This is a genomic window from Bifidobacterium catenulatum subsp. kashiwanohense JCM 15439 = DSM 21854, assembly GCF_001042615.1.
Taxonomy (GTDB): domain Bacteria; phylum Actinomycetota; class Actinomycetes; order Actinomycetales; family Bifidobacteriaceae; genus Bifidobacterium; species Bifidobacterium catenulatum.
In genome coordinates this window covers 757,902-777,195 of the sequence record NZ_AP012327.1, presented here as the reverse complement: position 1 = coordinate 777,195, position 19,294 = coordinate 757,902, and the positions used below count along the sequence as shown (strand labels likewise).

The window sequence follows — 19,294 nt, the reverse complement described above, 5'->3', positions numbered from 1 at the left end:
GAACACACGTTCGACATTCGAGTTCATGCCAACCGCTAGACTGGCAATCATGGCTGACGATACGAATTACGGTTCTCTGGGCGCGTTGGCGCCGAATTGGAGCGATGGCGAGCGCAACATCGACACGGACGAGATCTACGAGCGATTTTTCGAGTGGGTGGCGGACATCAAGGGTGTTGAGCCGTGGCCCCATCAGGAAGAGGCCATCATGGACCTGCTCGCGGGCGACCATGTCATTTTGAACACGCCCACCGGCTCCGGCAAATCACTGGTGGCGTTGGGCATGCATTTCGCGGCGCTGTGCACGGGCCGTCGCTCATATTACACGGCTCCGATCAAGGCGTTGGTGTCTGAGAAGTTCTTTGATCTGGTGGAGGTGTTCGGTCGTGAGAACGTCGGCATGATCACCGGAGACACGCACATCAACGCCGATGCGCCGATCATCTGCTGCACTGCGGAGATTCTCGCGAACCAGGCATTGCGTGAGGGCCGTCATGCCGATGTCGGCTGTGTAGCGATGGATGAATTCCATTATTATGGCGATTCGGAGCGCGGTTGGGCCTGGCAGGTTCCACTGCTGACATTGCCGAACACGCAGTTTTTGCTGATGAGCGCCACATTGGGCAACGTCGATGCGATCGCCGACAAATTGGAGGACATGACGGACACGGACGTCGACATCATCGCCGATGCGCCACGCCCGGTGCCGTTGACGTACGAGTACACGCTTGACCCGTTGGAGAAGACCGTCGAACTGGCGTTCGGCAGAGGCGAAACGCCGATTTATGTGGTGCATTTCTCTCAAGACGCCGCATTGGAGACGGCGAATGCCCTGGCAAGCACAGGTGTGTCCAGCAAGGAACAACGTGCCGCCATTGCGGAGGCGATCAAGGGTACGAAGTTCACCACTGCATTCGGCAAGATTTTGCAACGTCTGTTGCGCACCGGAGTCGGCATTCACCATGCGGGCATGCTCCCTCGCTATCGTCGTTTGGTCGAGCAGCTCGCACAGCATGGCTTGTTGCCGGTGATCTGCGGCACCGACACGTTGGGCGTCGGCATCAACGTACCCATCCATTCCGTGGTGTTGACCGCATTGACCAAGTTTGACGGCACGAAAATGCGCAAACTGCGTGCCCGCGAATTCCATCAGATCGCGGGACGTGCGGGACGTATGGGCTTCGACACGGAAGGCTTGGTCATCGCCGAAGGGCCGGAATTCGAAATCGAGAACGCCAAAGCCCTCGCCAAGGCAGGCAATGATCCCAAGAAGCTCAAGAAAGTCAAGCGCAAGAAGGCGCCAGAAGGTTTTGTCACATGGAATGAGAACACGTTCGACAAGCTGATCGACGCGGCCCCTGAAACTTTGGTACCACATATGAAGGTCACGCATTCCATGGTGTTGAACGAAGTGGCGCAGGGCGGCGACGCACGCTACCGTATCGATCGCCTAATCGACGATTCAGCGCAAAATCCGGAACAGAAGGAGCATCTTCATGATCGTGCCGACGAGATCTTCCAAACGCTGTTCGACACGAATGTGATCGAAACGGAAGACCGAGATGATGGCGGCAAGGACTATTTCATGACCGTCGACATGCCGGATGATTTCGCGCTTGACCAGCCATTAAGCCCGTTCCTGCTGGCCGCGTTGGAACTGCTTGATCCGGAATCGGAAAGTTACGCGCTTGACGTGATTTCCATGGTGGAAGCCACGTTGGAAGATCCGAAGCAGGTGTTGCGCGCACAGGAACGTCAAGCCCGCGATGCGGCGATGATCCGCATGAAGGAAGATGGCCTCGACTATGACGAGCGCATGGACCGCTTGCAAGAAATCACCTATCCGAAACCGCTGGAAGACATGCTTCAGACGGCGTTCGACGAGTACCGCCATGATGTGCCTTGGGCCAACGATTATTGGTTGAGCCCGAAATCGGTGATCCGGGACATGGTCGAAACAGCCTCCGATTTCACCGGTTACATCGCGCGCTATAATATCGCCCGCTCCGAAGGCACGCTGCTGCGCTATCTGTCTGACGCATATCGCACGCTGGCGCGTACCGTTCCTTTGGAGAAGCGCAACGAACAGTTACGGGACATCATCTCTTGGCTTCGTGTGGTGGTTCGTTCCATCGACTCCTCGCTGGTCGATGAGTGGGAGAACGCAGGAGCCGGCACCGACGATTCCGAAGCCGCCGCGAATCTGGCCGCGCCCGGCGCGAAGCAGGCCGTGGTGGAGGATCGTCGAGGCCTCACCGTGCTCATACGCAATGCCATGTTCCGCCGTGTGCAGCTTATGGATCTCGACAAGCCCGATGAGCTCGGTGCGCTTGACAAAGACTGGGGTTATGGCGTGCACGAGTGGGAGGACGCGCTCGATGACTTCTACGATGAGCACGAATACGTCAACACGGATGCGAAAGCCCGTAGCGGCGAGCTGTTTATCCTCGACGATTCCAAGGAGAACAGCGAACACAGCTGGAAAGTGCGCCAGATCATCGACGATTCCGATGGCGACCATGATTGGGCCATTACCGGAACCATCGATCTTGATACCACACAGTCGAGCGGCGAAGTCGTGTTCTTCGACTACAGCGTTTCCAACTGACGCCGCATTTCATCGGCATCGACCTCCAAGGGCGGCCAGATCATATTCATGTTCTTCAACGTGTTGCGAAGAAGTTCAGACACGACCGCCCTTGAATACCAACGATTGTCGGCAGGCACCAAGTACCAGGGCGCCTGCTCGGTGCTCGTACGCGCGAACACGTCCTGCCATGCTGCCATGTAGTCGTCCCAGCGGGCGCGAGCTTCAAGGTCGCTCGGGTCGAACTTCCAATATTTGGTCGGATCTTCCAGCCTGCTAAGGAAATGCTCCTTCTGCTCTTCTTTGCTCACCACAAGGAATATTTTGATGATGGAGCATCCGTCCGCAACCAATTGCGATTCGAATCGGTTAATTTCGTCATATCGCGCCTGCCATACTTCCTCCGGATATGTTTTGTAAATACGCGGCATGACAATATCTTCATATTGCGATCTATCGAAAATGGAAATCCAGCCATTCTTCGGCAGTTCGCGTTTGATGCGCCACAAATAATCGTGGTCCTTTTCCTCACCTTTGGGTGCACCGAAACCGTGATAATGCATACCCATAGGATCGCCTTGGCTGAATACGTGACGTACGATGCCGCCCTTGCCGGAAGCATCCATGCCTTGCAGAATAATCAGCAGACGACGGCGAGACCCTTTCACACCATTGGCATACATCAGCCGCTGATATCGTGCGATTTCAGAAGAACTAATCGAGATGAACCGTTCCGCATCATCCTTGTTGCCATCAAAACCCGGCGTGGAATCGCCGTCGATTTCGGCAACCCTCGTATCGTGGTGGAATCGCAGCAACTGACTGGGCGGAAGCGTCCATACGGAACTGAGCAACTCGCTTGCCTTGGCAACATTCGCAAGTCCTTCGGCAACGGAACTGCAGTTCTTCCCCTTCTCAAGTCTGTCCTCAACCTTGTTCAACGTCTTCGCAATGGACGATATCTTCGCATCCTTGTCTTTGTCTGGCATGACAAGCCTCCTTGCTTATCCCCTGATAATAAGCTATGCGGCGATTGAAACGTGGCATCGCCACACCCAATCGCCGCATACTGCTTTTCTTACGTTTTGTCTGACTTCTTTCATGCAATAGGGCGCTGATTCCTCGCTCTCTGCAAGAAATCAGCGCCCTATGGTCTTCGCAGATCAAATGACGTCACTGCTTGGGCTTATCGCCCGTTGATTTGTCGGACTTCGGCTTATCGAATCTTAGCTTGTCCTGCTTGGCCGTATCTTTGATCGGCCTGCCGTTCTTGTCGAACTCAACCTGGCTTTCCGGATGCGTCTCGTCGAATCCCTGAACGTAGCGGGTCTGACGCCAATGGCGGATCGACGCGTTGGAACCACGATGATGCACATGGTACAGGCGTTGGGCGCCACCAAGCGGCACGCCTTCCTTGGCCACAGCGATCTGGTTCACATTCGACGGATCCATAATGGCGATCGGCGCAACTGGTTCCGGTTCGGCAGGTGCCGCGGTGTGCTTCTGCATGCGTTCCGGCAACCATTCCGCAAGTCGGCTCAACAGCCAGCATGCGATGAAGTAGATGACGGCGGCAACAACTAGCGTCTGCAGAATATTGAAGTACATCGAACCGAGTCGGCGTGATTCCTGCAACAAATCGGTATACATGATGATCGAGCCGAGGGCGGTATCCTTCAGCACCACCACCAACTGCGTCACAGCGGCAGGAAGCATGGCGTAAATGGCCTGCGGCACTTCGACTTCCATCAGCGACTGCGTGCGAGTCAGGCCCAAGGCGAGCGACGCCTCACGCTGGCCGTTCGGCAGGTTGCCGACGCCGGAACGAACAAGCTCAGCCACCACGGAACCGTTATAGATCACCAATGCGAGCACAACAGCCCAATATGCCGGGCTTGCCAGGCCGGCAAAAGCGAACCAACGCCAGAAGAAGATCATGAGCAACAGCACAGGGACCGCGCGGGCGAACTCAACGACGGCGCCGGAAATCGCACGAATCACGATGTTCGGAAGCAGACGGCCAATACCAAACAGTAAACCGAACAGGACCGCGCCAATCACTGCCAGCACGGAGGCGCGAATAGTAGCCCACAATCCCGGCAAATAGAAGTCGGTCCACGCTTCGGCATCAAGAGCCGGCTTCCACAGTTCCCAGCTCAGCTGGTTCTCGCCATCCGGCGGATTGTGAAGCCTCATGAGAATCAACACAACCACGATCGCGAAGGCGATGCCTGCGATCCAATTGACGATACGAATGGTTTTGCGGCTCTTAGGACCGGGCTGGTCGAACAGCACCGCGCTTTCATTGCTTGCCATGGTGCGTCACCTCCTCACCGCGAGCTTGTTGGACAGATACGTGGTCAGCATGCCGATCGGAATGATCAGAATCACATAACCGAACGCGAAGATAAGGAAGATCGGAATAATCACGTCGGAACGGTATTCGATCATTTCGCTCATCAACGACGAGGTTTCGGTGGCGACGGATGCCGCGGCCGCAACCGTGGAGTTCTTCAGCAATGCGATGAGCGTATTGCCCAACGGCGCCACGGAGCCGCGGAATGCCTGAGGCAGAATGATCTGGGTGGCGGACTGCATGAAGTTCAATCCCAATGCGCGGCAGGCTTCAGCCTGGCCGAGAGGCACCGTGTTGATGCCGGATCGCAATGATTCGCATACGAACGCCGCCGTATACAGGCTCAAGCCGGTGACGGCCAGCCAGAAGAAGTTCGTGGCGAACATGTCGGAGAAGCTGAGCTTCAGCTGCGCATAGGCGCCCAACACCATGAACACCATGATGATGGTCAACGGCAGGTTCTTAAACAATTCGACATAAGCACCCGACACTATGCGCAGCGACGCGACCGGAGAGATGCGCATCATTACGAGAATGACACCAAGAATCGTGGAGAACAACGCAGACCACAAGGTCAGTTCGATGTTCACCAAAAACGCAGCCGGCACATTGTACTGGCTGAACAATGAGATGAACGATTCCATCACTTCTCCCCCTCAGTCGGCTCCGGCGGATTATACTTCGCGTTCGGCGTGTATGCAGTGCCCTTCGTGTTGTCGGAAATGGCACGCTGCCAGGAACCATCCTGAATCATATCGGCGATGGCGTTGTTGATCTGGGTGGCCAGCTTCGTATCGCCCTTCTTGATGCCGACGCCGTAATACTCCTGGGTGAACGGCTTGCCGACCACACGCAGACGGCCACGCGAAGCGGAGGCAAGACCCGCCAGAATAATATCGTCGGTGGTCACCGCATCAACGATGCCCGAGAACAGTGCGGTAGCGCATTCCGCGTAACCCGGCTGCTCCATGAGCTGCACTTCGTTGGCGAACTTCTCCTTGACGGTAACCGCGGAAGTGGAACCGGTTACGGAGCACAGACGCTTGCCATTAAGATCCTCCGGACCATTGATGGAGGTTTCATCCTTACGCACGAGCAGATCCTGACCCGCAACGAAGTACGGTCCCGCGAAGGAGACCACCTTCTTACGTTCGTCAGTGATGGAATACGTTGCAACGATGAAATCGACATCGCCATTCTGCAGCATGGCCTCACGCTGCTTCGACGGTGCCTCCTTCCATACGATCTGGTCTTCGGAATAGCCGAGTTTCTTCGCAATGTACTTGGCCACATCCACATCGAAGCCGACATAGGTGCCGGACTTCTTGAATCCCAAACCAGGCTGGTCGAACTTGATACCGACGCGAATCTTGCCATCGGCGTCGTCCGCGCCACAGGCGGACACTGCGAACACGCATGCGCATGCGCAGAAGGTCGCTATAACCCTGCGTAGCATACGCTTCGCCCTCATAGAAAGTTTCATATCGAAAATCCTTCTTCTGTCTTATTCCCGTCAGTCATTTCAATGGGTGAGAATCTTCGACAGGAAGTCCTTGGCACGATCGGTCTTCGGATTTTCAAAGAAGTCCTCCGGCGTGCTCTGCTCAAGAATCTGGCCGTCGGACATGAACACGACCTTGTCGGCCACCTTGCGTGCGAAGCCCATTTCGTGGGTCACGCACAGCATGGTCATGCCTTCGTGAGCCAGCTCCACCATGACGTCAAGCACTTCATTGACCATTTCCGGATCAAGTGCGGACGTCGGCTCATCGAACAACATGACCTTCGGCTGCATGGCAAGCGCGCGGGCGATGGCGACACGCTGCTGCTGACCGCCGGAGAGCTGCGATGGCATCTTGGAAGCCTGCGAAGCCACGCCCACTCGGGAGAGCAGATCCATGGCAAGATCCTCGGCCGCCTTCTTATCCATGTGTCGCACCTTGATCGGTGCGAGCGTCACATTCTCAAGAATTGTCTTGTTGGCGAACAGGTTGAACGACTGGAATACCATGCCAACCTCAGCACGCAGGCTGGCGAGCTCCTTGCCTTCCTGAGGCAACGGTTTCCCATCAATGCGAATATCACCGGAATCAATGGTTTCCAAACGGTTGATGGTGCGGCACATCGTAGACTTGCCGGAACCGGATGGACCGACGATGACCAGCACTTCGCCCTTCTTGACGGTGAGGTTGATATCCTTGAGTACATGCAAGTCACCGTAGTGCTTTTCAACGTGGGTCAATTCGACCAGCGGTCGGTCGCTGTCTTCCGTGCCCGGCATAATCGGGCGCGTCTCTTGCGTTTCTTTGATATCTGTCATACGGATAGTATATGGAAGCCATGTTTCCGCGGCTGTTACCGTCCCCTGACGTGCTCGAAATATGAGACAGCGTTGTCTCAAAATGCATCATAGCGCGTTACCGACCGCAATACTGATATCTGATATCTGATATCTCATATCTCACGCACCATGATGGCAGCTACCACAATCGCGGTAATTCGATAGCCAGCACGGCTATTATGAACAATACAACCACCGCACCGAACACTACCCGTTCAGAAACCTTGGATTTGAAACCGTCCATAACACGGCGACGCATATCACCAATACTCATGTATTCCAACGTAGGAACACCAGGCAACGAGAAAGAGCAAAACAGGCGAACGCAAGATGAATTTCATCCTACATTCGCCTGTCTTTTACATGCAGATTTGTATGCAAACCTCTACGATGGCGCGACCATCACATTACCACCGTAATCCACATGCCACCCTGCCAAAACCGTCAGAGCACTTTGGAAAGGAATGTCTTCAGACGTTCGCTCTTCGGATGGTTGAAAATCTCATCCGGAGTGCCTTCCTCTTCAATCACGCCCGCATCCGTAAAGATCACACGGGTGGACACTTCGCGGGCGAAACCCATCTCATGGGTCACCAGCACCATGGTCATTCCCTCTTCGGCCAGTTCACGAATGACTTCGAGCACATCTCCGACCATTTCCGGGTCGAGCGCCGATGTGGCCTCGTCGAACAGCATGACTTTTGGGCGCATGGCCAAGGAGCGCGCGATGGCCACACGCTGCTTTTGACCGCCTGACAACGATTTCGGCATAACATCGGCCTTTTCGGCCAATCCCACGGTTTTCAGCAATGCCATCGCATGTTCTCGTGCCTGCTCGTCGGTTTTCTTGTGCACCAGTTTCGGCGCGAGAGTGATGTTGTCGATCACGCTCATGTTGTTGAACAGGTTGAAATGCTGGAACACCATGCCAACCTGCTCACGCACCTGGTCGATGTTCACGTGCGGATCGCCCAAATCATGGCCGTTGACCACAATCTGGCCGCTGGAGGCTTTTTCAAGTCCATTCAGGCAACGTAATATGGTGGATTTACCGGCACCGGACGGTCCGATGATGCAAATCACCTCGCCCTTGCGTACCGTAAGATCGACGCCTTTGATGACTTCCGTATGGCCATAATTTTTATGCAGATTCTTGACGCCGATGATCACTTCGCCATCATTGTTGCCGTGATTGCCGTTCTCGCTCATCGATTCACCTTCCTGTCAACGATATTGGCCAGCCATGTGAGGATGGTGATGGCCACGAAGTACATCACACCGACGATCAGCAACGTTTCAGTGACGCGGAAGTTCGCCGCATACAATTGCTGCGCCTGATACAGCAATTCACCGAAGCCGATGGCCAGCAGCAGCGAGGAATCCTTGATCATAATGACCAGCTGGTTGATGATCGACGGCATGGCGATCGCAGCGGCCTGAGGCATGATCACGCGCGCCATAGCCTGATGATGGTTGAGGCCAAGCGAGCGTGCGCCCTCCATCTGACCAGAGTCAACGGACTGCACGGCGCCACGCACGATCTCCGCCAGATATGCGCCGGAATTGAGCGACAGCGTCAACGCGCCCGCAGCCCAAATGTTCACACTGTGTCCGATCAGCTGCGGCACACCAAAATAGAAGAAGAACGCCCATACCAGAATAGGCGTACCACGAAACACTGCAATGTAGACCTTGGCTATGCCTTCCAGAATCTTGTTTTCAGACACCTTCATCAAACCAAAAGCGACACCCAGAACCAGCGCGATCGCAAATGACAGCAAGGTAATCAGCAACGTGTTCTTCAGACCGGTCAGCAAAGCCGGCATCGACTGTTTGGCAAGCCCCAAAAAACCGACTTTCTTCTGAGCCGCATCGTCGGCACCATTGTCGGTGACCTTGCCGGAAATCGCCTTGACCTGTTCCTTCGCGCCGGCTTCGCCCAGATACTGCGCGACGATCGTCTCATATTCACCCGAAGCGATGAGCTTGTTCAAACCATCGTCGATGGCGGCCAGCAGATCGGCGTTCTTGCCTTTATTCACGGCCATGCCATATTCGCCGTGCGGCACCTTCGGTGTCACGATCTTCAAACCGTTATTTTGGGAAACACCGTAGGCAAGCACCGGATAGTCGTCGAATACCGCGTCCGCATTGCCGGATTTGACCATCTCGTACATGGTTGACGACTGGTCCACAGAAGTCACGGTGTAGCCATACTCGCTCGCATGCTGCTTGGCGTAGGATTCACCTTCCGAACCGGTTTTCGCAACAACGGTTTTACCATCAAGATCCTTGTAGCTGGTAATACTATCGTTGTTTTCAGCGATGGCCATTTGAATGCCGGACTGGAAGTAAGGATTGGAAAAATCGTAGGTCGCCTTGCGTTCGTCAGTGATTGACATGCCTGCGATCACCACATCCACCTGATTGGAGCTCAAAGCCTGCAATGCCGCATTGAAACCCAATGATTGGATGGTGACTTCGAATCCTTCTTCTTGGGCGATGGCACGAATCAGTTCCATATCGATACCGGTCATCTTGCCGTTCTCCCGATATTCGAACGGTGCGAACGTGGTATCAGTACCAACCGCGTAGGTTTTGCCCTTGACTGCGGAGGGATCTCCGACTTCGGCGGCGTGAGCATTGACTGGGGATGCGACGAGTGCGCTCACTGCCACAATCAGTGTCATCGCCAACGCGAGAAGCCGCATCCAGACACCATGAAAATCATGTTCTTCCAACGATTGTTTCAAACTCATACTACAGATTCAGCTCTTTCTCATAATATTTCAAATACTCATCTTTGCTCCACCATACCGGTAGCAAGAGAAAATAGACAGCATATACAATAAAAACAGGCTGTCCTCGCACGGTCTCTCATGCAAAGACAGCCTGTTATCTCAAAGCGAAAACACTATCAGTCTTCGTCTTCTTCCGGATCATAATCAACGCCGGTTTCCGCACGCTGTTCGTCGGAAATCGGAGCCGGAGCGCCGGTCAGCGGATCACGACCGCCGCCAGCCTTCGGGAAGGCGATGACGTCGCGGATGGAGTCGGCGCCAGCCAGGATGGCGGCGGTACGATCCCAACCGAGAGCGATGCCAGCATGCGGCGGAGCGCCGTACTTGAAGGCTTCAAGCAGGAAGCCGAACTTGTCGGCAGCCTCTTCAGGAGTGATGCCGAGCACATCGAGCACACGATCCTGAATGTCATCGCGGTGGATACGAACGGAACCGCCGCCCATTTCGTTACCGTTGCACACGATGTCGTAGGAATCGGACATGGCGTGTTCCGGATCCTTGTCGAAGGTGTCAATCCAATCCTTGGACGGCATGGTGAACGGGTGGTGCATGGAAGTCCACTTGGAGTGGCCAACCGCCACATCGTCATCATCCGGATCGTCGGCGGCCTTGAACAGCGGGAAGTCCACAACCCAGGTGAACGCGAAATCGTCGGGCTTGAGCAGACCGGCACGATCAGCCAATTCCACGCGCACGGCACCAAGCAGCTCCTGAGCGGAGGTGCGGCGGCCTGCGGCGAAGAACACAGCATCGCCGTCTTCCGCGCCAACGGCTTCCTTCAGGCCAGCGCGTTCCTCTTCAGACAGGTTCTTGGCAACAGGTCCCTTGAGCTCGCCGTTCTCAGCAAACACCACGTAGGCAAGGCCCTTGGCACCGCGCTGCTTGGCCCAATCCTGCCAAGCGTCGAACTGGCGGCGAGGCGTGGCTGCACCACCCTTGAAGAGCACCGCGCCGACGTACGGAGCCTGGAACACGCGGAACGGAGTGTTCTTGAAGTAGTCAGTCAGCTCGATCAGCGGATTACCGAAACGCAGATCCGGCTTGTCGGAGCCGTACTTATCCATGGCTTCCTGCCAAGTGATGCGCTGGATCGGCAGCTGAATCTCATAGCCTGCGGACTTCCAGATGGCGGCGATGACCTTTTCAGCCATGGCCATCACATCTTCCTGATCCACAAATGCCATTTCCATATCAAGCTGGGTGAACTCCGGCTGGCGGTCGGCGCGGAAGTCCTCATCACGGTAGCAACGTGCCAGCTGGTAGTAACGTTCCACGCCGGAGACCATGAGCAGCTGCTTAAGCAACTGCGGGGACTGCGGCAACGCATACCAGGAACCCGGCACCAAACGGGCCGGCACCACGAAATCACGGGCACCTTCCGGAGTGGACTTGATCATGGTCGGAGTTTCGACCTCTTCGAAGCCCATCTCCTCCAGAGCGTGGCGTGCGGCCTTCGACATCTGGGAACGCAACTTCAGATTGCGCTGCATGGACGGACGACGCAGATCAAGATAACGGTACTTGAGACGAACCTCCTCACCCGGCAGCTTGTTCTCAGACTCGTTCTCCAAAGCGGTGGACACCTGGAATGGCAGCGCATCGGACTTGGCAAGCACCTCGATGCTTTCAGCAACGACCTCGATCTTGCCGGTGGCCAGATGATCGTTCTCATTGCCGTCCGGACGCAGGCGAACCTCGCCTACAACCTGAATCACAAACTCGGAACGCAGCGGACGCGCCATGTCCTCGTCATAAATGACAACCTGCACCAAACCGGTGTTGTCGCGAAGATCGATGAAGGCCACGCCGCCGTGGTCGCGACGACGATCAACCCAACCGGAGAGCGTCACCTTCTGACCGACGAGTTCCTCGGTCACTTCGGTTGCATGATGTGTTCTATAAGCCGTCTGGCTCATGCTTCCCCTATTCCTTATTCTCTTGATTGAAGTCTTGCGATTTCAGGCTTCTACGGTAACGGTTTGCTGGGCATACACAGTATCCGGCTCCCAAGACTGTGCGTCGGCCGGCTGCTGATCGCCTGTGACAATGTTCTTGACTTCGTCCGAAGCGTCTTGCGCGGACTCGTCTGCCGGGAACCACACGTACGGAATGCCGAGCTTGTCGGCATACTTGATCTGCTTGCCGAGCTTAGCCGCGGTCGGAGCCACGTCAGCGGCGATGCCACGGGCGCGCAGCTGGTTGGCGATCAGGTTGGACGCGGAACGGTCCCCCTCGTTCCACACGGCCACGAGCACGGAGGCCGGGGACACACGATTCGCGTGGGCGCCGGCGGTGTGCAGCATGTACGAAACCAAGCGAGACAGGCCGATGGACAGGCCCACACCCGGGTACTTCTTGCTGCCCTGCGATGCGAGGTTGTCGTAACGGCCTCCGGAGCAGATGGATCCGAGCGAAGCCGCACCGTCAAGGAACGTCTCATACACGGAACCGGTGTAGTAATCCAAGCCGCGGGCGATCTTCAGATCCGCAATCACGGAGCCCGGGCGAATACGAGCGGCCTCGTCAACAATCATCGCCAACGTGTCAAGACCCTGACGTGCGAGCGCATACGCCTCGGAATCATTGGCGATGTCGTGCTTCTCGCACAACGCGTCGAACTTGCTGGACAGTTCCGCACCATCGGCGGCGGTAAGCTCCGCGAGCTCAAGGCACGCGCGAGCCTGATTCTCGTCGGCTCCGCAACCTTCCACCAGCAGCTTGGCTACTTCGTCGGCACCGATTTTGTCGAGCTTGTCGATCTCACGAAGCACGCCTTCGATGTCATTCAGGCCCAAACCACGGTAGAAACCTTCGGAGAGCTTGCGGTTGTTCGCATGCACGGTGGCCTTCGGCAGACCGAACTCGCGCAGACGTTCCAAAGCCGATACCATGACCAGCGGCAACTCAACCTCATAATGATCCGGTAGATCACCATTGCCGATCACATCGATATCGGCCTGCACGAACTCGCGGAAACGACCTTCCTGAGGACGTTCGCCACGCCAGACCTTCTGAATCTGCCAACGCTTAAACGGGAACGCCAAATCACCCGAATGCTCAACGACATAACGGCTCAGCGGAACAGTCAAATCAAAATGCAGACCAAGACGATCTTCAATCGGAGTGTCGGACTCATGACCGACCTCCTGAAGACGGCTCAGCAAGTAAATCTCCTTGCTGGTTTCGCCTTTTTTGAGCAGGCTCGAACCCTGCTCAACCGCACGAGTTTCAATGCCTATGAAGCCATTGAGCTCGAAAACTTCACGGAGCGTGTCGATAACACGCTGCTCCACAACACGTTCAGAGGGGAGCCACTCTGGAAATCCTGAAATAGATGCGCCTTTTGCCACGATTCCCTATAATAAATGAGGTTGCGGAAAATGCATCGCGCTTTTCAGGCTTTGGAAGCACGTTCGTACGATCCGCATCCCCTGCACTACATGAAGCTTACTTAAAGGAGCTGGCCATGGCCGACGAGAATGTCACCGCGTCCGAGAACATTAATGAAACCACCGAGCAGGCGACGACGCCCGCAGTCAAGGCCAGCAAACCGGCCGTTCCGAGCCCTGCTTCAATGAAGCCGCACGCTCCGAGCCCTGCGGCCTTCGCCAAGAAGGCTCCGCAGCACGCCGCCCCGGCTGCAGCGTCCACCGGATTCTCCGATGCTGATGTGAAGGCCGCCGAAGCGTTCGGCCATGTCGCCGATGATGGCACCGTGTTCGTCAAGGACGGCGAAGGAGAACGTGAGGTCGGCCAGTTCCCTGACGCCTCCAAGGAAGAAGCGCTGGCCCTGTATGCCCGCCGTTACCTTGATCTGAAGGCCAAGCTGGACCTGTTCGCCAACAAGCTCAAGGCCAATAATGTGAAGTCCCGCGAAATCGACGAAACCATCAAGGCGTTGTCCGCGGAAACCGAACAGCCGGCAGTGGTGGGCGATCTGGCCGCTCTCAAGGCCCAGTTCGAGGCACTGAAGGAGGAAGGCGCGGCCAAGAAAACCGCGTTGACCGAGGCACGCAAGGCTGCCATCGCCAAGGCTCTTGAGGAGCGTACCACCATTGTGGAGAAGGCCGAGGCATTGGCTGATTCCCTTGACGAAAACACCAACTGGCGTTCCACTGCCGACAAGTTCCGTTCACTTTTCCAGCAGTGGCAGGAGCACCAGCGCAACAACATCCGTATCGACAAGGAAGACGCAGACGCCCTGTGGTCCCGTTTCTCCGCGGCTCGCACCAAGTTTAATTTCGCCCGCCGCAAGTGGGTGCAGAGCCGTGACGAAGAACGTAATTCCGCCAAGGCGACCAAGGAAGCCATCATCGCGGAGGCCGAGGCACTTCAGGATTCCACCGCTTGGGTTGAGACTTCCCGCAAGTTTACCGAGCTGATGGATCGTTGGAAGAAGGCCGGTCGCGCCGGTCGTCGTGATGATGACGCCATGTGGGAGCGTTTCCGCGCCGCCGCAGACGCATTCTTCAACGCGCGTCAGGCCGATCGTGATCAGATCAGCTCCTCTGAGAAGGAGAATCTCGCCAAGAAGGAAGCTCTGCTGGTCAAGGCCGAGGCGCTTGTTCCTGTTAAGGATGAGGAAAGCGCCAAGCAGGCTCGTCAGGCTCTCGCCTCCATTCAGGAGGAGTGGGATCAGATCGGCTATGTGCCACGCGACGAAGTACGCCGCATCGAGGGTCGCCTCGACGCCGTCGACAAGCAGATCAAGGCTGTAGAGGATGCCGCGTGGAAGCAGTCCGATCCGGAAGCCGACGCCCGCAAATCCTCCTTCGAGGAGCAGCTCAACGCGCAGCTCGCCGAGCTTGACGCAAAGATCGCAGCCGAATCCGATCCGAAGAAGAAGGCCAAGCTTGAATCCGAGAAGGCCACCAAGGAGCAGTGGCTGAACGCCATCAAGTAAGTCGCAAATCCTGATATCTGGTTGCGCCACAGAGATGCGGTCAAATATCAGTTGGACTTCACTCAGGCATAATCAAGAAGGCTGGTACGTGACAAAATCCGTTACATACCAGCCTTCTTCGTATGATCGCATGTGTTCTCACATGCGCAATCACCATACAGAATATTCAACTATCATGCGCCGAATTCGGCAGCACAAATATCGGCCACCGCATCAATGCAGGCATTGACGATGAGCTTGCCTCGTTCGGCGCTGGAACCTGCAGGAGTGGCCAGTCCGCCGTAATCCGGAACGTCGCCCTTGCGCACCGGATAGCGCACGTAAGCCTTCGGTATAACATTGCCTTCGTCGATCACACGGTCCATATGCACCAATTCCGGCTCATAATGCATCATCAATGAGGTTTCCGTCACTGCGGCATGTTCCAACGCCCAACCGGGGAACACGAGTCCGTCGAACACCTGCTCGACCACGTTCTCCGGCAGCGGATCCCACCAGTTGGTTTCGACGATGGTGGCCACTCCCCCGGTTTCGCGGGTGATCAGATCGATTGCCTCGATAATGAACGCCTCGTTTTCGAAATGCGCGTTCATCACCACGATTTTGGTGAAACCGTCCGCGATCAGCTCGCCAAGCACATCATGCATTTGATTGATCACCGTCACACCGTTCATGTCGATGGTGCCGGGGAACAATGGGCCGCCCCCGGAAAGCGGCTTCGACTTGTACCCGTAGTTCATGGTCGGTGCCACGATGCCGTCGATGCGTTCGGCGAGGTCTTCAGACACATGGCTGGCGATCATGGCGTCCACACCAAGGGGAAGATGCTGGCTATGCTGTTCGGTGGAGCCGATTGGCACAATAACCGGCTTTGATTTCGATGCTTCAATTTCCGGCCAGGTCATATGGTCCATCCGACGGCTGCTGCTCATGATTGCTCCTTTTATGTGCTGTTGTTGGTTTGCGTTTCAACAATTGATAATGATTGCGATGATGCCGTCCCCGCGAATCGATGTTGCAATCGATGTTTCAGGGACGGCGTTTATTGTTTCGAGGAATTGTTGCGTAAAACCGTTTCTTCTCAGATGCGGCTCAGATCCTTATCCGTGTTTTCGTGAGAGAGGATCATGGCGACCAGTGCCACGGCGGACACCGCCACCATGTACCAGGCCGGAGCGATGCTCGAACCAGTGGTGTAGATCAGCCAGGTTGCGATGAACGGTGCAGTTCCACCGAAGATGGCGTTGGCAAGGTTGAAGCTGAATGCGAAGCCGGTGAAACGAACCGATGTCGAGAAGGTCTCAGTCAGGTAGCTCGAAAGCGTACCGTCATTGGCGGTCAGGGTGGCGCACATGGCGAGCTCAACGATCAGCACCGGCCAGAACTGTGCGGTGCTCAGCGCCATGAAGGCCGGAACAGTGAGCACGATGAAGGCCACGCATGCACCAATCAGCACCTTCTTGCGTCCGAACGTGTCGGAGATGTGACCCATGCCAAACACCAAAGCCACATACAGTACCAGGCAGATGGTGGTGATGGTGGACGACTGTGCGGCAGCCATGCCAACCGTGTCGCTCAGATAGGTCGGCAGGTAGGTGAGCACCGTGTAGAAGCCGACCGCGTTGAGCACGCAGGCGCCGAAGCTGATGACCAGAGTCTTGGAATGGTTCTGGAACAGCTCGCGCAGTGGGGAGACGCTCTTGGTGGTGGAAGCGAACTGCTGCTTGTCGTCCAAAGCTTCGGTCATGGAAGCATACACCGGCGAATCAGCGAGCTTGGTACGGATGAAATGCACGATCAGACCAAGCGGGCCGGCCATGAGGAACGGAATACGCCATCCCCAAGAGGTCAGTGCATCAGAACTCAGCGAAGCGGTCATCACGGTGGCGAGCGTGGAGCCTACGAGCAGACCGATGGCGGTGGATGCCGGAATCAACGAGCAGTAGATGCCACGCTTCTTGGTCGGCGCGTATTCGCCAAGGAAGGTTGCGGCGCCGGCATATTCACCGGAAGCGGAGAAGCCCTGCACCATACGAAGCAGCAGCAACAGTGCCGGAGCGAAAATGCCGATCACATCATATGACGGCAGGCAGCCAATCAGGAATGATGCACCCGACATGAACATGATGGAAATCGCAAGAGCGCCCTTGCGTCCCTTCTTATCGCCGCAATTGCCCCAAAACAGTGCACCGATCGGACGAAGTACGAATGACAGTGCAAACACGCCGAACGTCTGCAGCATGGCGACCGTGTGATTGCCGGACGGGAAAAACACCAGAGCGATGGTGGCCGCGAAGTAGGAATAGGAAGCGTAGTCGAACCATTCAATGAAATTGCCGAGGAAAGACGAGACGGCCACTTTCTTGACCATCTTCTGCTCTTCGGACTGTTCAGACACGGAAGCCCTGTTGGCGGTTGCGATTGTTGCACTGGCACTCATCATGTCACCTGCTTTCTTCTGCTGAATCTGTCTGTACGTTCGCATTTTCTTCATACCCGGCGAACGTTGTGACTCTGACTATCGCCCGAAGTATTTGCGCCAAAGTGAACTGATTGTTAAACCGCAACCATCTGTTTTGGACGTTTTGCCAAGTTCCCCTTGCTTACAGCGTCGAAGTGGAAGATATGGTGTGATTATGTTGCGATTTCGCTATTTTCGCGCCTAAAAGCAGCATTGACCAGCTGATTTTATCGGTAGGCGATATGCCCACGATCTGTGTCACTTTGTCCAATCGGTTGTACAACGTCTGCCGTTGGATACCTAATTGCTCGCATGCGCCGGTCTTGTTGTCGAGATTGTCGAAGCAGGCGCACAACGTGTCGATCAGCATGGCGTTATGCATAAGCTCATACCCCACCGTCTGCGTGATCACCATGCGCACGGCCTCATCGGTACGTTCCATTCCCAACATGCGTTCCAGCAAAGAGGAATCCACACATTCGAGGGTTCCATACGGGCATTCCGCATCGTTCGAAATGCATGTTCGGATCACACTGCGCAACGCACCGAACGCGTCCATCAATGAAATCGTGTCCAACGCTGCGCGGCCATGCACGGTATATACGTATTCGTTTGCAGCGACTTGCGTCAACGCATGCAAACACCGATCTGAAAATACCGACACATCGCCGCCGCTATCTTGCGCCGCGAGAAAACCGATCATTAGATCGCCTTCCAACAAACAGATCGATTCGCAACCGCCGTTGGATTCGAAATCGTCGATCATCGACACGATTGCCGGCATGGCGTTGGACACCGACTTGAGTTTCATGGCAAATGGCATATACACGCCCGAAGCGGCGAATCCCAACGCATCAAGCATGGCATGGCCCTCACGCGCCTCCATCGACGAAACATGCACGCCATCTTCCGGCCCCGCAATCAGATGCGCCACCATGCCGACGCGCGCTCCTCCATCGAGGTACAGTGCCAAAACCGGAGCGGCAATCTGTTCGATCCTTCTGCACATCGCTTCATCGAACACCGTATTGCGCTGACTGATCTCCAAAGCACCCAAAGGCCGTTTCTGTTCCTCCAATGCAAGCACAATGCCGCAATCTGTAGCGGTATGGATGTTCTGTCCAGCTCGGGCAACTTCAAGACCGTCCACGTCGAATATGACCACATCCTCACCGAACAGGTTCGCAATGCTATCGGCAACGGCTTTGGGATTGGACACCTGAGCAAGCTCAGAACGCAACGAAGTTGACATAACGTCCACTTGCATCTGCATACGCATCTGACCACGCACAATCATGGTATTGACGCTCTGGCAGATATCGACGAAAGGAATGCGACGGCGCAATCCAATAATCGTAAGTCCTTCATGCTTGGCTGCCTTCACCAACACTTTCGGCAGTTGGGTGACTTCTTCAACCAATTCGACCATCAATGCCGCAATATCAGCATTCACGAGGCTTTTCACATATTCGTCCGCACGTTTTTCACGACCGTCCGCAACTAAAGATCGCCCCTCCACCACCAGAAGCTCACCTCCCGCCAGAAATGAGGCGACGTCCTCGCGTTCGTTGGTGAACACCCAACGCACCGGATTATCCAAGCTATCGCCAGCAACTTCAACCTGTGGTTCCGCCGTCGCAACCAAGGCATCATCGAGCACTTCCCTCACCGTAACAGCCATACAAACCGTCCAATCCGAAGTAATACACATGTCACATCAAGTAACGTGACCGCAAAGCAATACGCCGACAATAACCATCAACGATTACGTCAAAGGTTCCCTTCCGTAACCCAATGGACATATGACAAAACGTCTGCCGGAACCCGAAAACTCGCATGAAAACT

14 protein-coding genes are annotated in these 19,294 nt (G+C 55.6%); 2 read left to right on the top strand and 12 right to left on the bottom strand.

Annotation, left to right across the window (positions count from 1 at the left end; all coding sequences use genetic code 11):
* Positions 1 to 49 precede the first annotated feature (49 nt).
* The gene (locus tag BBKW_RS03310) at positions 50 to 2,608 is read left to right on the top strand and encodes a DEAD/DEAH box helicase (protein ID WP_033501284.1); all 2,559 of its coding nucleotides are present in this window, start codon (positions 50 to 52) and stop codon (positions 2,606 to 2,608) included.
* On the opposite strand, the gene BBKW_RS03305 is transcribed toward BBKW_RS03310, so the two are convergent.
* From BBKW_RS03305 to hisS, 9 genes are all read right to left on the bottom strand, one after another.
* Positions 2,590 to 3,576, bottom strand: coding sequence for a PPK2 family polyphosphate kinase (locus BBKW_RS03305; RefSeq protein WP_033501285.1), 987 nt, complete (start codon positions 3,574 to 3,576; stop codon positions 2,590 to 2,592). The genes BBKW_RS03310 and BBKW_RS03305 overlap by 19 nt on opposite strands.
* Before the next feature lie 184 nt (positions 3,577 to 3,760).
* Entirely contained in the window at positions 3,761 to 4,903 is a 1,143-nt protein-coding gene (locus tag BBKW_RS03300) for an amino acid ABC transporter permease (RefSeq protein WP_033501286.1), read from the bottom strand.
* 6 nt (positions 4,904 to 4,909) lie between these two features.
* Positions 4,910 to 5,587: an amino acid ABC transporter permease gene (locus tag BBKW_RS03295; protein WP_033501287.1), complete on the bottom strand. Its 678-nt coding sequence runs from the start codon at positions 5,585 to 5,587 to the stop codon at positions 4,910 to 4,912.
* Complete coding sequence (locus tag BBKW_RS03290) at positions 5,587 to 6,426, bottom strand: glutamate ABC transporter substrate-binding protein (protein WP_193564513.1); 840 nt, start codon at positions 6,424 to 6,426, stop codon at positions 5,587 to 5,589. The genes BBKW_RS03295 and BBKW_RS03290 overlap by 1 nt, the downstream gene beginning before the upstream one ends.
* 39 nt (positions 6,427 to 6,465) lie before the next feature.
* Positions 6,466 to 7,224: an amino acid ABC transporter ATP-binding protein gene (locus BBKW_RS03285; protein WP_171025331.1), complete on the bottom strand. Its 759-nt coding sequence runs from the start codon at positions 7,222 to 7,224 to the stop codon at positions 6,466 to 6,468.
* 504 nt (positions 7,225 to 7,728) lie between these two features.
* Entirely contained in the window at positions 7,729 to 8,493 is a 765-nt protein-coding gene (locus BBKW_RS03280) for an amino acid ABC transporter ATP-binding protein (protein ID WP_033501288.1), read from the bottom strand.
* Complete coding sequence (locus BBKW_RS03275) at positions 8,490 to 10,043, bottom strand: ABC transporter substrate-binding protein/permease (RefSeq protein ID WP_033501289.1); 1,554 nt, start codon at positions 10,041 to 10,043, stop codon at positions 8,490 to 8,492. The genes BBKW_RS03280 and BBKW_RS03275 overlap by 4 nt, the downstream gene beginning before the upstream one ends.
* A gap of 158 nt (positions 10,044 to 10,201) precedes the next feature.
* On the bottom strand, positions 10,202 to 12,001 hold the full coding sequence (gene aspS, locus BBKW_RS03270; protein ID WP_033501290.1) for an aspartate--tRNA ligase: 1,800 nt from the start codon (positions 11,999 to 12,001) through the stop codon (positions 10,202 to 10,204).
* A 42-nt stretch (positions 12,002 to 12,043) separates the two neighbouring features.
* Positions 12,044 to 13,435, bottom strand: coding sequence for a histidine--tRNA ligase (gene hisS / locus BBKW_RS03265; protein WP_033501291.1), 1,392 nt, complete (start codon positions 13,433 to 13,435; stop codon positions 12,044 to 12,046).
* Between the two features lie 116 nt (positions 13,436 to 13,551).
* Here hisS and BBKW_RS03260 point away from each other — a divergent pair, with 116 nt between their 5' ends.
* Positions 13,552 to 14,988, top strand: coding sequence for a DUF349 domain-containing protein (locus BBKW_RS03260; RefSeq protein WP_033501292.1), 1,437 nt, complete (start codon positions 13,552 to 13,554; stop codon positions 14,986 to 14,988).
* A 173-nt stretch (positions 14,989 to 15,161) separates the two neighbouring features.
* On the opposite strand, the gene BBKW_RS03255 is transcribed toward BBKW_RS03260, so the two are convergent.
* The 3 genes from BBKW_RS03255 to BBKW_RS03245 form a co-directional block, all read right to left on the bottom strand.
* On the bottom strand, positions 15,162 to 15,920 hold the full coding sequence (locus tag BBKW_RS03255; RefSeq protein WP_033501293.1) for a creatininase: 759 nt from the start codon (positions 15,918 to 15,920) through the stop codon (positions 15,162 to 15,164).
* Between the two features lie 149 nt (positions 15,921 to 16,069).
* On the bottom strand, positions 16,070 to 17,428 hold the full coding sequence (locus BBKW_RS03250) for an MFS transporter (RefSeq protein WP_048349570.1): 1,359 nt from the start codon (positions 17,426 to 17,428) through the stop codon (positions 16,070 to 16,072).
* A gap of 163 nt (positions 17,429 to 17,591) precedes the next feature.
* The gene (locus BBKW_RS03245; RefSeq protein WP_033501294.1) at positions 17,592 to 19,130 is read right to left on the bottom strand and encodes a PucR family transcriptional regulator; all 1,539 of its coding nucleotides are present in this window, start codon (positions 19,128 to 19,130) and stop codon (positions 17,592 to 17,594) included.
* Between the last annotated feature and the right edge of the window lie 164 nt (positions 19,131 to 19,294).

Coding starts and splice junctions, on each gene's coding strand:
- BBKW_RS03310 (WP_033501284.1), top strand. CDS start 50: ATGGCTGACGATACGAATTACGGTTCTCTGGGCGCGTTGGCGCCGAAT.
- BBKW_RS03305 (WP_033501285.1), bottom strand. CDS start 3,576: ATGCCAGACAAAGACAAGGATGCGAAGATATCGTCCATTGCGAAGACG.
- BBKW_RS03300 (WP_033501286.1), bottom strand. CDS start 4,903: ATGGCAAGCAATGAAAGCGCGGTGCTGTTCGACCAGCCCGGTCCTAAG.
- BBKW_RS03295 (WP_033501287.1), bottom strand. CDS start 5,587: ATGGAATCGTTCATCTCATTGTTCAGCCAGTACAATGTGCCGGCTGCG.
- BBKW_RS03290 (WP_193564513.1), bottom strand. CDS start 6,426: ATGAAACTTTCTATGAGGGCGAAGCGTATGCTACGCAGGGTTATAGCG.
- BBKW_RS03285 (WP_171025331.1), bottom strand. CDS start 7,224: ATGCCGGGCACGGAAGACAGCGACCGACCGCTGGTCGAATTGACCCAC.
- BBKW_RS03280 (WP_033501288.1), bottom strand. CDS start 8,493: ATGAGCGAGAACGGCAATCACGGCAACAATGATGGCGAAGTGATCATC.
- BBKW_RS03275 (WP_033501289.1), bottom strand. CDS start 10,043: ATGAGTTTGAAACAATCGTTGGAAGAACATGATTTTCATGGTGTCTGG.
- aspS (WP_033501290.1), bottom strand. CDS start 12,001: ATGAGCCAGACGGCTTATAGAACACATCATGCAACCGAAGTGACCGAG.
- BBKW_RS03260 (WP_033501292.1), top strand. CDS start 13,552: ATGGCCGACGAGAATGTCACCGCGTCCGAGAACATTAATGAAACCACC.
- BBKW_RS03255 (WP_033501293.1), bottom strand. CDS start 15,920: ATGAGCAGCAGCCGTCGGATGGACCATATGACCTGGCCGGAAATTGAA.
- BBKW_RS03250 (WP_048349570.1), bottom strand. CDS start 17,428: ATGAGTGCCAGTGCAACAATCGCAACCGCCAACAGGGCTTCCGTGTCT.
- BBKW_RS03245 (WP_033501294.1), bottom strand. CDS start 19,130: ATGGCTGTTACGGTGAGGGAAGTGCTCGATGATGCCTTGGTTGCGACG.